Here is an 11522-nt window from a genome sequence, read left to right on the forward strand (position 1 = left end):
CGTTCGAGGCGCTGTGCCGCACCGAGCTGCACCCGCTGGGCCTGCTCGGCCTGGCCGACACACCGCGGCCCGGGGCCGGGGCGCTGTTGACCGAGCTGCAGTCGCGCGGCATCGGGGTGAAGCTGATCACCGGCGATCATCCGGTGACCGCCGCGGTGATCGCCGGTCAGCTCGGTGTCCCGGCGGCTGCGCGGGATGTGATCACCGGCGCCGACTGGGAGTCGATGACCGCCGACCAGCGCAGCGTGGCCGCCCAGCGGCACAGCGTGTTCGCCCGGATGTCGCCCGAACACAAGGTCGAGGTCGTCCACGCCCTGGAGTCGGCGGAGCTGGTCACCGTGATGGTCGGGGACGGCGCCAACGACGCCGCCGCGATCCGGGCGGCGTCGGTGGGGGTCGGCGTTGTCTCGGCCGGCAGCGACCCCGCCCGGATGGCCGCCGACGTGATGCTGCTCGACGGCCAGATCGAGGCGTTGGTGCAGGCCCTCGACGAGGGCGAACAGCTGTGGCGCCGGGTGCAGTCGGCGGTGTCGATGTTGTTGGGACACAACATCGGCGAGGTCGCCTTCGGTGTCGTCACCAGCCTGCTCACCGGCCGTCCGGCGCTGACCGCGCGCCAGATGCTGCTGGTGAACATGCTGACCGACGCGCTGCCCGCCGCCGCGGTCGCGGTCAGCGCTCAGGTACCCCATGACGGCGTGGTGCGCCACAACGAGGCCGCGATCTGGCGGGCCGTCGCCGCGCGGGGCGTGTTCACCGGCGTCAGCGCCACACTGGCCTGGGTGACCGCCATGCCGATGGTTATGCCGCGCCGCGCTGCGACCGTCGGGATGATCGGGCTGGTGCTGTCTCAGATGATGCAGACGCTCAGCGATTCGCACGGTCCGCTGGTGATCGCGACGAACGCGGGCACCCTGGTCGTCATGGCCGGCATCATCGGCACCCCGGGGGTGAGTCAACTGTTCGGCTGCACACCCGTCGGGCCGCTCGGGTGGGGTCAGGCCGCGACGGCGGCGCTGGTCGCCGGCGGGGTTGCCCGCCTGATGCCCGTGGTGATCGACCGGGTCGCGGGGCGCCTCGGATCGTCAGTCGTCGATGTCGATGACACCGATGCGCATCAACACGGTGTAGAAGTGCTCGATGGCCGGAGTCAGCAGGCGCACACCGGAGTCGACGAGGGTGTCGGTGCCGATGCCGCGCAGTACGTCGCTCACGAGGTGGAGACTAGCCCCGAAACCTCCGAGAAGGAAGGGTTACCTAACTGATGTTGGAAAGTGTTCGCCGATTCGTTACCGACCACAACGACGCGTCGAAGACGGTCCGGGAGGCCCGCAGGTTCTCGGTCCGGCTGCCCCTGGTGGGCAAGGTGGCGGTGCCGCCGCCGCAGCACCTGGCGTTCTACACCGTCCTGGGGGCGCTGGCCGCCACCGAGGTCATCCCCTGGCCGGTGGCGGTGGGCGTCGGCGTCGGGCACGCGCTGACCGTGCGCAACGCCGGCGGCGCGCAACCCGATGACGGGGCTTCGGCCCGGGCCGACCGGGCTGCCGCGCCCGCGACGGACCTGGCGACCACCTCCTAACCGCCCGGGCGCCGAAGCAGCCGCAGTATCTGTATAAAATACGATACAGCAGCGCAATAACAGGAACTACTCCGGTATGAATCGCCGATCGCTGTAGAACTTCTGTAGGATGATCGTGCTGCGGGTCTTCACGTCGGCCGCGGTCCGGATGCGCTGCAGCAGGCCTTCCAGCTCCCGCGCCGACGCGACATGCACCAGCAGCACATAGCTGTCCTCCCCGGCCACCGAATAGCACGCCTCGATTTCGGGGATGTGTTCCAGCCGGGCGGGTGCATCATCGGGTTGAGAGGGATCGAGAGGGGTGATGGCGACGAACGCCGACAACATGGCACCGACCGCCTCCGGGTTGATCCGCGCGGTGTACCCGGCGACCACGCCGCGCGATTCCAGCCGGCGCACCCGTGACTGCACCGCCGACACCGACAACCCGGCGCTGGCGGCCAGCTGGGCCAGCGTCGCGCGGCCGTCGGCCACCAGCTCCCGGACCAGCGTGCGGTCGATCTCGTCGAGTTCGACGTCGGTCATGGCCGCACTGTATCGGAGCGAGGCACCCTCGGGGGCGAAGCCGTGACCGGCCCCATCCAAACCTGGCAGCTACGGGCGCAATTCGCCGCCGGCCTGGCCCGCATGTACGGCGCCGAGGTGCCCGCCTACCACACCCTGGTCGAGGCCAGCGCCGAGGTGAACCGCGCATTCGCCGACACGCACACCGATGCGCAGCGGCTCGGTTCACTGTCCCGGGTCACCGCCGAACGTCACGGCGCCATTCGGGTGGGCGATGCCCACGAACTGGCCCAGGTCGCCGACCTGTTCGCCGCGTTCGGGATGCACCCGGTGGGCTACTACGACCTGCGCGAAGCCGCGTCCCCGGTACCGGTGGTGTCCACCGCGTTCCGCCCGGTCGACCCGGAAGAGCTGGCCCGCAATCCGTTCCGGGTGTTCACCTCGATGCTCGCCACCGCCGACCGCCGCTTCTTCAACCCGGACCTGCGCTCTCGCGTCGACGGGTTCCTCACCCGCCGTGAACTGTTCGACCCCACGTTGATCGCGCGGGCGCTGCGCATCGCCGCGGCCGGCGGCTGCCCGGCGACGGAAGCCGACCAGTTCGTCGCCGACGCCGTGTCGGCGTTCGCGCTGTCGCGAGAACCGATCGACCGCGCCTGGTACGACGAACTGGCGCAGGTGTCGGCGGTCGCCGCCGACATCGCCGGCGTCACCACCACCCATGTCAACCATCTCACCCCCCGGGTTCTCGACATCGACGAACTGCAACGGTCGATGACCGCCCGCGGCATCACCATGATCGACCACATTCAGGGCCCGCCCGCCACCGGCGGGCCCCGGGTACTGCTCCGGCAGACGTCGTTTCGGGCGCTGGCCGAGCCGCGCCGGTTCCGGCTGTCCGACGGCACCGTCACCGAGGCCACGCTGCGGGTTCGCTTCGGCGAAGTCGAGCAGCGCGGGGTGGCGCTGACCCGCGCCGGCCGGGCACGCTACGACGCGGCGATGGCAGCCCCCGACCCCGCCGCGGTCTGGGATCAGCACTTTCCGGACAGTGACACCGAGATGGCCGCCGCCGGACTCGCCTACTACGTTGCCGGCGATCCAGCCAAACCCGTTGTCTACGAAGATTTCCTGCCTGCTTCGGCGGCGGGGATCTTCCGCTCCAATCTCGACACCGACACCGCCGCCACCGACGGCTCCGACGAATCGCACTACAGCCTGCAGTGGATGGCCGGCCAGATCGGCCGCCACATCCACGATCCCTACGACCTCTACGAGAAAGTCTCCTGCTCATGACCACCGTTGTCACCACACCGCTGCCCACCGCCGACGAACTGTGCAGCCGCGTGCGCGACGCACTGGCCGCCGTGGGCGCGTCGGTCGAACTCGGCGACCCCGGCGCCCCGGCCGAACTCGGCGGTGCCCTGCCGGCTAGCACCCCGATCACCGGCGACGTGCTGTTCACTCTTCCCGAGACGACCGTCGAGCAGGCAGACGTGGCGATCGCCGAAGCCGCCGCCGCATTCGCGTCCTGGCGAACGACCCCGGCGCCGGTGCGCGGCGCACTGGTGGCGCGGCTCGGTCAGCTGCTCGTCGAGCACAAGACCGCACTGGCCGCCCTGGTCAGCATCGAGGCCGGCAAGATCACCTCCGAGGCCGCCGGCGAGGTGCAGGAGATGATCGACATCTGCGAGTTCGCCGTCGGGCTGTCGCGCCAGCTCTACGGCAGGACCATCGCCTCGGAGCGGCCCGGCCACCGGCTGATGGAGACCTGGCACCCACTCGGCGTGGTGGGCGTCATCACCGCCTTCAACTTCCCGGTCGCCGTGTGGGCCTGGAACACCGCTGTCGCGCTGGCCTGCGGCGACACCGTGGTGTGGAAACCCTCGGAACTGACCCCGCTGACCGCGCTGGCCTGCCAGGCGCTGCTTGAGCAGGCCTGCGCCGAGGTCGGCGCGCCCCCGGCGGTGAGCCGGCTGATCCTGGGCGGACGCGAGGTCGGCGAACGTCTCGTCGACGACCCGCGGGTGGCGCTGCTGTCGGCGACCGGTTCGGTGCGGATGGGCCGGCAGGTGGGCCCGCGGGTGGCGCAACGGTTCGGCAAGGTGCTCCTGGAACTCGGCGGCAACAACGCCGCCGTGGTGACCCCGGCAGCCGACCTGGACCTGGCGGTGCGCGGCACCGTGTTCTCGGCGGCCGGTACCGCCGGGCAGCGCTGCACGACACTGCGCCGGCTGATCGTGCACTCGTCGGTGGCCGACGAACTGGTGTCGCGGATCGTGTCGGCCTACCGGCAGCTGCCGGTGGGCGATCCGTTCGATTCCGCGACGCTGGTCGGGCCGCTGATCCACGAGACGGCCTACCGCGACATGGTCGGCGCCCTGCAGCAGGCCCGGGCCGAAGGCGGGGAGGTCACCGGCGGTGAGCGGGTCGACCTGGGCGCCTCGGAGGCGTTCTTCGTCGAGCCCGCCGTCGTGCGTATGCCGGCGCAGTCCGCAATCGTGCACACCGAGACGTTCGCACCGATCCTCTACGTGCTGACCTACGACACCCTCGAAGAGGCCATCGAGTTGAACAACGCGGTGCCGCAGGGACTGTCGTCGTCGATCTTCACCACCGACATCCGCGAAGCCGAACGTTTCCTGGGCCCCGAGGGCTCGGACTGCGGCATCGCCAACGTCAACATCGGCACCTCCGGCGCCGAGATCGGCGGGGCGTTCGGCGGTGAGAAGGAGACCGGCGGCGGGCGCGAATCCGGATCCGATGCGTGGAAGGCCTACATGCGACGGTCGACCAACACCGTCAACTACTCCTCGGAGCTACCGCTCGCCCAGGGTGTCCACTTCGGCTGACCCGTTTTTGCCCGGGGCGCATACTCGGGGCATGGAACTGGAAGGCAAGGTCGCCGTGGTCACCGGCGGCGCATCGGGAATCGGGCGGGCGCTGGCCGCGCAACTGGCGGCGGCGGGAGCGCGAGTCGTGGTCGGCGACCTCGACGAACCAGGTGTCCAGCACACCGCCGAGCAGATCCGGGCCGCCGGCGGAGCGGCCATGGCGCTGCGCGCCGACGCGGCCGACACCACCGACATCGAGGCCCTGCTCAGGCTGGCCGGCGAAGAGTTCGCACCCGTCGACATCTACGTCGCCAACGCCGGCGTCATCGGAAAACCCGCCCTGGGAACCGAATCCGACTGGGACGTCATCCTCGATGTCAACCTGCGCGCCCACATCCGCGCCGCCCGGCTGTTGATACCGCACTGGCGCTCCACCGGTTCGGGCCACTTCGTGTCCGTCGCCTCGGCGGCCGGCCTGCTCACCCAACTCGGGGCGGCCGGCTACGCCGTGAGCAAGCACGCCGCGGTCGGCTTCGCCGAGTGGCTGGCGATCACCTACGGCGACGACGGCATCGGGGTCAGCTGTGTGTGCCCGCTCGGAGTGGAAACGACGCTGCTGCAGACGATCCGCGGTATCGACGATCCCGATGCACAACTCGGTGCGTCGTCGATCGAACAGTCCGCAGCGGTGATCAGCGCCGACGAGGTGGCCGCGGCGACACTCGCGGCGGTGCGCGCCGGCCGGTTCATGGTGCTGCCGCATCCGGAGCTGCTCGAGATGTACCGGCACAAGGGCGCCGACTACGACCGCTGGATCACCGGGATGCGCCGCTACCAACGGGCGCTGCGGGGCTGAGCCCGCTCAGCTCGAGACCGTCTTGCCGGCGAACTCCTGGAAGGCCGAAAACGCCCGCGCACCATAGATCGTGGCAGGTCCACCGTGCATCATGATGCCTACCGCGATGGCTTCGGCGGCCTCCTGCTCGGATGCACCGGCGCGCGCCGCACCCTTCGCGTGCGAGGCGATACAGCCGTCACAGCCGGCCACGATGCCGATCGTCATCGCCATCAGCTCCTTGACCTTCCGGCTGAGCGCACCGTCGGTGAGTGCGGCCTCACTGATCGCGTTGAAGCCCTGGTAGACATCCGGGATCATCTGCCGCAGCGCGCGGTGCTCGGGCCGCAGCTCGGCAAGCACGTCGTGGTAATGCTGTTCACCGTCCATACCTTCGAGTGTTCCCCGGTGCCGCGGTGGGCAACAGGGCCGAAAGTAACCGCGTCAGCGACGGCGCAACGTCAGGTGAAAGTCCTTCGGCATCAGGGTGAGCCGCTCGGCGACCTGAAGCCGGTACTGCGGGTCGGGGATCAGGTCGTAGCGGCGCAACAACACCGCCAGCAGCAGCACCGCCTCATGCAGGGCGAACTGCCGTCCGATACAGGAGCGCGGCCCCGTCCCGAACGGTTTGTACAGCCCGGCCGGGCGGGCCCTGACCTGCTCGGGCGCGAACCGATCCGGGTCGAAGGAGTCCGGGTCGGGCCCCCAGCGCGGGTCGCGGTGCAGCGACATCGTCATCGCCAGCACCCAGTCTCCCTTGCGCATCGGGTGCACCCCGGCCAGCACGGTGTCCTCGCGGGCGGCCCGGTAGTAGCCGGGGACGGTGGGATGCAGCCGCAGCGCCTCGTCGAACACCCGGCGCAGGTAGCGCAGCTTGGCGATCAGCTCGAATCCGGGCCGGCCCTGCTCACCCCAGACCTCGGCGATCTCGGCACGAGCCCGATCGGCGACCTCTGGATGCTGCGACAGGAAGTACAGCGCGAAAGACAATGCCCCCGAGGTCGTCTCATGCCCGGCTACGAGGAAGTTGATCAGCTGATAGCGGATGTTGGCCGGATCGAGGTCGGAGCGCAGCATCAGCTCGAGCAGATCGTCGTGGTTTCCCAGGCCCGCACGCAGCCGCTCGGCGACGATCTCGTCGGCGATCCGGTGCATCGCCTCGGCGTGGCCCGCCACGGCGCGTTCGGCGCGGTGGGCCACCCAGCGGGGCAGGAAGGTCTGCCGCAACACACCGACACGGTCGGCCCCCTTGAGGCCTGCCACCATGTGTTCGACGAACGGGTGCGGGGTTTCGGTCTCGAACGTGCCGAACGAGTGCCCGGCCGCGCACCGGCCGATCGTCTCCAGCGTCGCACGGGTGGCGTCGGCCGAGACGTCGACCGTGGCGCGCGTATCCCAGCGGTCGGTGAGTTCGTCGGCGACGTCGAACATGATCGCGTGGTACTGACGCATCGCCTGCTGACTGAACGCCGGCATCAGCACGTCGTGGGCCCTGGCCCAGTTCGGTTCGTCGTTGTAGGCGGTGAACAGACCGTCTCCGCCGAGCAGGCGCAGCGCCTCGATGTCGGGTCCGACGTGTTTGCAGAACCGGCTCTCGTCGCTGAGCTCGACCACGGCATCGGGACCGGCGGCCACGACGTAGCGCGCCCCGAGGAAACGGAACTCGAAGACCGGACCGAGACGCGCCAGAGCCATCGCCGACTGCGACGGGGTGTCCGCGTCGAAGGCCAGCACGTCGCCGATGACCGGTATCCGGCGGCCCGGGCGAGGCAACTTGGGATACGAGCGCCGGTCATCGACGATGGACATGACCCCACCCTGCGCCGCTGTTGTACATGTGTCAAGTAGCATCGGTGCCATGGCGGAACCACGGCGTCGACTCTCCCCCGACGATCGTCGCAACGAGTTGCTGGCACTGGGCGCCCAGGTGTTCGGCCAGCGGCCCTACGACGAGGTGCGCATCGACGAGATCGCCGAGCGCGCCGGGGTGTCCCGCGCCCTGATGTATCACTACTTTCCGGACAAACGCGCCTTCTTCGCCGCCGTCGTACGCGCCGAAGGCGAGCGCCTGTTCGAGGCCACCAACACCCCGCGCGAGCCCGGTCAGACGCTGTTCGGGCAGGTCCGCGCCGGCGTACTGGCCTACCTGCACTACGACGAGGGGCATCCGCACGGCGCCTGGGCCGCCTACATGGGGATGGGCCGCTCCGATCCGGTGCTGCGCGGAATCGAAGACATCGACAACGACCGACAAGCCAATCGCATCATCGACCGCATCACCGAGGCGGTGGGCGGCGGAATCGACTCCAAGGTCGAACGCGACCTGCGCGCGACGATCTACGGCTGGCTGGCGTTCACCTTCGAGATGTGCCGGCAGCGCCTCCTCGACCCGTCGCTCGACGCCGACTTCATCGCCGATCTGTGCGCTCACGGCCTGCTCGACGCCGTCGCCCGGGTCCCGGGCATCCCGGCGGCACTGGCCGACGCCGTGGCACCGGCGGCGCGCTGAGCTCAGCTCTCGCCGATCTCGGGCACCTCGCGACCGCAGCGGTTGCGGAAATCCACCGACGGCTGCCGGATTCCCTGAAGCTCGGCCTTGACCTGCGGATTGGTGTCCAGGAACTCGGCCAGGGCAACTCTGCGCTGGTCAGGGGGAAGGTCGGCGACCGTGCTGAAGAACTCGTTGACCGGCGGATGGGTGTACAGATACGCCGTCGTCGCCGCCAGCACACCGGTCATCACACCCGCCAGATCCGCCGACGAGCAATTCGGCGGCGGCTGCGACGCGGCCGGCGCCGCGGCGCCCAACGACACGGCACCGACGGCGAACACGGCCGCCAGGGTGCGCCGTGCCGGAATCCCGTCACCCATCTTGTCCTCCTCGATCGCTGCGCGTACTCATCGACGTCCGCCACCCGGCCGGCCACCACCACCGAAGTCCGGGCCACCCGGGCCCCCGATACCGGGACCCCCGGGGCCACCTGGGCGTCCGGGCAGACCGGGATCCACATTGAAGTAGAGCCCGCCGTTCCAGAGATCGTCACAGGCGTAATAGCCCCAGTCGCAGGGGTACGGCACGTAAGGACCCGCCGTGGTGCCCGGACCGGCCCCGGTGTCGGAGCCCCGCACCTCGCCCTGCGAACAGATGGTCGTCCCGCTCGCGCTGGTGCAATCAGCCGATGCCGCCGGCGCGCCGGACAGCGTCGGGATCACCAGTACCGGGACGACAAGCCAGTACCCGAACCGCATCGGCCACTCCTCCCCCGCGACGCCGGTGGTGGCCCGGTCCCTCGAACACGGCACCATGTCCGCACAGCCCTACCGACAACCCTAGAATGCGCCACCCGGACCTCATCCCCCACAACGGGGGAAATCCTCGCGACGAATGCGCCGAGTGTCCACCGGCCCGACGGTGCGGCGGTAGTGTCCGAACCGCCCCGGGGTCCTCGGTGCGACGCCCCCTAGTCGTCTGCCACCGAGCGACTCCGGGCCTCGCAGGAATTCCTCCACCGCAAGCTCAATCGGTGATCAACCCGATGCGCCTGGCCTCACTGACCGCCTCCGCACGGGAGGCCGCGCCGAGCTTGCGGTAGATCGACGTCGCCTGACTCTTGACCGTCTCCCTGCCGATCACCAGCTCGTCGGCGATCTTCTGCAACGACAGGTGCGTGGCCAACAGGGGGAGCAGTTTCAGCTCGGCACCGGTCAACGGACGGGTGCCACCGGCCGCCATTGCCCGCACCCTGTCCACCCGCTGAGCCAGCGCCACCGCATCGGGCTCGCGGCGACGGGCCCACTGCGCGGCGTCGAGATGCCTGCTCATCATGTCGGCGTCGCCGATCACCGCACCACTCCAGGCCAGCAACCCGTGCCCCAGCAGCGCGGTTCGAGCCGCCAGCTGCCCCAGCCGCCGTAGCAGACCCTCGGTGATCCCCGCCGCCTCGCGCGTGGCGTCCACATCGCCGAACCGCGCCGACATCACCGCGCTGGTCGCATACACCACCACCATCGGCACCACATCGCACAGGTCGTACTTGTCGGCCAGTTCGCGGGCGGAAACGCTGCGCGCGGTGGCGGCCTCGTCGTCGCCGGCCGCCAGATCGACGAGAGCCAGATGGGCCAGCGCCACAGCCTGAAAACCCGGGAGGTCATCGGTGACGGTCAGGGCGGCCTCGAACAGAGCCCTGGCCCGTGACACATGCCCCAGCATGGATTCGGCCTCGCCCTTCATCACCGTCGCCGCACCCCACCACGGGTTGCTCAGATGATCGCCGGCCGCACACACCACCTCGGCGTGGCGCACCACATCGTGCACTCCGCCAACTCCGACAAGGGAACCCAGCAGTGCGGCGGCCACCTTCACCGACGGTGTCCCGTCGGCCAGCGGCAACCCGCGATCCGCCCGGTGCGCGAGCAGCAGTGAGCGCTGAATCAGCTCCGCATCGCCGGTCGTCACCCCCAGCCAGGCCCGCGCGATCGCCGCATCCGGGTACTCGGCGAACGTCCGCGAATCCAGCAACCCCAGACGCCGGGCAAGCACCCCGGCCCGGCCGTCGAACCCCAGCCGCACCGCATCGCGTCCCACCAACGAGGCCGCGCGGCCGCGGTCCTGCGCATCCACCGCGCAGCCCAGAGCTCCCTCGATGTCCCCCTCACCCTGCAGGAGATCAGCAGCGCGCGAAGCCAGTTCGCGAAACCGTCGCGGCGAGGCCACCCGAAGCCGCCGCTGCAACACGTCGCCGAACAGCCGGTGGTAGCGGTACCAGCGGCGGTGCGGGTCAAGAGAGACCAGGAACAGATTGCCCGACGCAGACAGCGACTCCAACATCCGGGCGGAATCCTCCCGGCCGAGAACCGCGTCGAGCTGGTCCGCCCGGAAGCGCTGCAGCACAGCGGATTCAACAAGAAAGGTGGCCGTGTCACCATCGAGACGGCCGAGTATCTCTTCGACGAGATAGTCCATCACCACCGGATGGCGACCGGACACCGAGGCGGCATCGGCACCGTCGCGCAGTGCCATCCCGCACAGCACGAGCCCGGCCGGCCACCCTTCGCAGCTCTCGACGACGGCCGACACCGTGGCGTCGTCGTATTCTCCGCTGATCCGCCGCAGGGCAGCCGAGGACTCCTCGCCGGTGAACCGCAGCTGAGCCGGACCGACCTCGACAAGCGCCCGATCGAGCCGGCGGCGGGCGGTCTCGAGGGGCAGCAGGTGCCGGCCCACCACGACGACGGTCATCGACGGCGGCGCGGCGTCGATCAGGGTCCGCAGCGTGTCGATCGCGTCCGGAACGCGCAGTTCGTGTGCGTCGTCGATCACCAGCACCAGCGGGGGGCTGTCCTCCAGGCACCGCACCACCGCAGGGACCAGGTGGCTGGCCGGGGGCCGCCCCGGCCCGGACAGATAGCCCAGCAGGTCGCTGTGGACACCCTCGACGCGCTGAATGGCCGTCGCGATGTGCAACAGCAGGTGGGTCGGGTCCTCGTCCAGGCTGTCCACGCGTATCCAGGCGAACGGCCGCTCGTCCTCGGCGTCCCACAATGCAACCGCCGTGGTCTTGCCGTAGCCGGCCGGCGCGGTGACGGCCACGAGGGCACCGTGTCGGCCCGCCCGCAGCCGATGCACCAACCGGGGACGGCGGATGACCCCCTCGGCGATCCGCGGTCCCCCGATCGTGGCAGCCGGCACATGCGGCTGCCAGTCCCCCGCCACCACCGGGCGATCGTATTCCGAATTCTGACCGAGTGTGCCAGTTTGTGGCCGGGTCGC

At 70.0% G+C, this 11522-nt stretch carries 12 protein-coding genes; 6 read left to right on the forward strand and 6 right to left on the reverse strand.

Features of this window, described 5'->3' with window-relative positions; genetic code table 11:
- Both ACXAID_RS14420 and ACXAID_RS14425 read left to right on the forward strand, forming a co-directional pair.
- Positions 1-1265: HAD-IC family P-type ATPase (locus ACXAID_RS14420; protein WP_475022895.1), on the forward strand; the 1265-nt coding region annotated here is incomplete at its 5' end.
- Positions 1265-1579 carry a hypothetical protein gene (locus ACXAID_RS14425; protein ID WP_475022896.1) on the forward strand — a complete coding sequence of 105 codons (315 nt, stop codon included), beginning with the start codon at positions 1265-1267 and terminating at the stop codon, positions 1577-1579. The genes ACXAID_RS14420 and ACXAID_RS14425, both read left to right, overlap by 1 nt.
- A 66-nt stretch (positions 1580-1645) precedes the next feature.
- Here ACXAID_RS14425 and ACXAID_RS14430 read toward each other — a convergent pair whose 3' ends face one another.
- Positions 1646-2104, reverse strand: a complete 459-nt coding sequence (locus ACXAID_RS14430) for an Lrp/AsnC family transcriptional regulator (RefSeq protein ID WP_475022897.1) — start codon at positions 2102-2104, stop codon at positions 1646-1648.
- Positions 2105-2146: 42 nt separating this feature from the next.
- Between ACXAID_RS14430 and hglS the strand changes: the two genes are divergently transcribed.
- Genes hglS through ACXAID_RS14445 form a run of 3 tightly spaced genes read left to right on the forward strand, consistent with a single transcriptional unit; the run spans position 2147 to position 5773 of the window.
- Positions 2147-3379 carry a 2-oxoadipate dioxygenase/decarboxylase gene (gene hglS, locus ACXAID_RS14435; RefSeq protein WP_475022898.1) on the forward strand — a complete coding sequence of 411 codons (1233 nt, stop codon included), beginning with the start codon at positions 2147-2149 and terminating at the stop codon, positions 3377-3379.
- Positions 3376-4935: an L-piperidine-6-carboxylate dehydrogenase gene (amaB, locus tag ACXAID_RS14440; RefSeq protein WP_475022899.1), complete on the forward strand. Its 1560-nt coding sequence runs from the start codon at positions 3376-3378 to the stop codon at positions 4933-4935. The genes hglS and amaB overlap by 4 nt, the downstream gene beginning before the upstream one ends.
- A gap of 31 nt (positions 4936-4966) precedes the next feature.
- A complete protein-coding gene (locus ACXAID_RS14445) occupies positions 4967-5773 on the forward strand; it encodes an SDR family NAD(P)-dependent oxidoreductase (RefSeq protein ID WP_475022900.1) in 807 nt (268 codons plus the stop codon).
- Positions 5774-5779: 6 nt separating this feature from the next.
- On the opposite strand, the gene ACXAID_RS14450 is transcribed toward ACXAID_RS14445, so the two are convergent.
- A complete protein-coding gene (locus tag ACXAID_RS14450) occupies positions 5780-6142 on the reverse strand; it encodes a carboxymuconolactone decarboxylase family protein (protein ID WP_475022901.1) in 363 nt (120 codons plus the stop codon).
- Positions 6143-6196: 54 nt separating this feature from the next.
- The gene (locus ACXAID_RS14455; RefSeq protein WP_475022902.1) at positions 6197-7561 is read right to left on the reverse strand and encodes a cytochrome P450; all 1365 of its coding nucleotides are present in this window, start codon (positions 7559-7561) and stop codon (positions 6197-6199) included.
- 49 nt (positions 7562-7610) lie between these two features.
- Here ACXAID_RS14455 and ACXAID_RS14460 point away from each other — a divergent pair, with 49 nt between their 5' ends.
- A complete protein-coding gene (locus ACXAID_RS14460) occupies positions 7611-8261 on the forward strand; it encodes a TetR/AcrR family transcriptional regulator (protein WP_475022903.1) in 651 nt (216 codons plus the stop codon).
- 2 nt (positions 8262-8263) lie between these two features.
- Here the strand turns inward: ACXAID_RS14460 and ACXAID_RS14465 are convergent, their stop codons facing one another.
- The 3 genes from ACXAID_RS14465 to ACXAID_RS14475 all read right to left on the reverse strand — a co-directional run bounded on the left by ACXAID_RS14465 (position 8264) and on the right by ACXAID_RS14475 (position 11468).
- A complete protein-coding gene (locus tag ACXAID_RS14465; protein ID WP_475022904.1) occupies positions 8264-8623 on the reverse strand; it encodes a heme-binding protein in 360 nt (119 codons plus the stop codon).
- Positions 8624-8650: 27 nt separating this feature from the next.
- Positions 8651-9001, reverse strand: coding sequence for a hypothetical protein (locus ACXAID_RS14470; RefSeq protein ID WP_475022905.1), 351 nt, complete (start codon positions 8999-9001; stop codon positions 8651-8653).
- Between the two features lie 268 nt (positions 9002-9269).
- Positions 9270-11468 carry a winged helix-turn-helix domain-containing protein gene (locus tag ACXAID_RS14475; protein ID WP_475022906.1) on the reverse strand — a complete coding sequence of 733 codons (2199 nt, stop codon included), beginning with the start codon at positions 11466-11468 and terminating at the stop codon, positions 9270-9272.
- Positions 11469-11522: the final 54 nt, after the last annotated feature.

It is taken from the genome of Mycobacterium sp. ABE4_509 (assembly GCF_056160785.1).

What these genes read in the sequence shown, in the direction of transcription:
- ACXAID_RS14425 (WP_475022896.1), top strand. Translation starts at nt 1,265, where the DNA reads ATGTTGGAAAGTGTTCGCCGATTCGTTACCGACCACAACGACGCGTCG.
- ACXAID_RS14430 (WP_475022897.1), bottom strand. Translation starts at nt 2,104, where the DNA reads ATGACCGACGTCGAACTCGACGAGATCGACCGCACGCTGGTCCGGGAG.
- amaB (WP_475022899.1), top strand. Translation starts at nt 3,376, where the DNA reads ATGACCACCGTTGTCACCACACCGCTGCCCACCGCCGACGAACTGTGC.
- ACXAID_RS14445 (WP_475022900.1), top strand. Translation starts at nt 4,967, where the DNA reads ATGGAACTGGAAGGCAAGGTCGCCGTGGTCACCGGCGGCGCATCGGGA.
- ACXAID_RS14450 (WP_475022901.1), bottom strand. Translation starts at nt 6,142, where the DNA reads ATGGACGGTGAACAGCATTACCACGACGTGCTTGCCGAGCTGCGGCCC.
- ACXAID_RS14455 (WP_475022902.1), bottom strand. Translation starts at nt 7,561, where the DNA reads ATGTCCATCGTCGATGACCGGCGCTCGTATCCCAAGTTGCCTCGCCCG.
- ACXAID_RS14460 (WP_475022903.1), top strand. Translation starts at nt 7,611, where the DNA reads ATGGCGGAACCACGGCGTCGACTCTCCCCCGACGATCGTCGCAACGAG.
- ACXAID_RS14465 (WP_475022904.1), bottom strand. Translation starts at nt 8,623, where the DNA reads ATGGGTGACGGGATTCCGGCACGGCGCACCCTGGCGGCCGTGTTCGCC.
- ACXAID_RS14470 (WP_475022905.1), bottom strand. Translation starts at nt 9,001, where the DNA reads ATGCGGTTCGGGTACTGGCTTGTCGTCCCGGTACTGGTGATCCCGACG.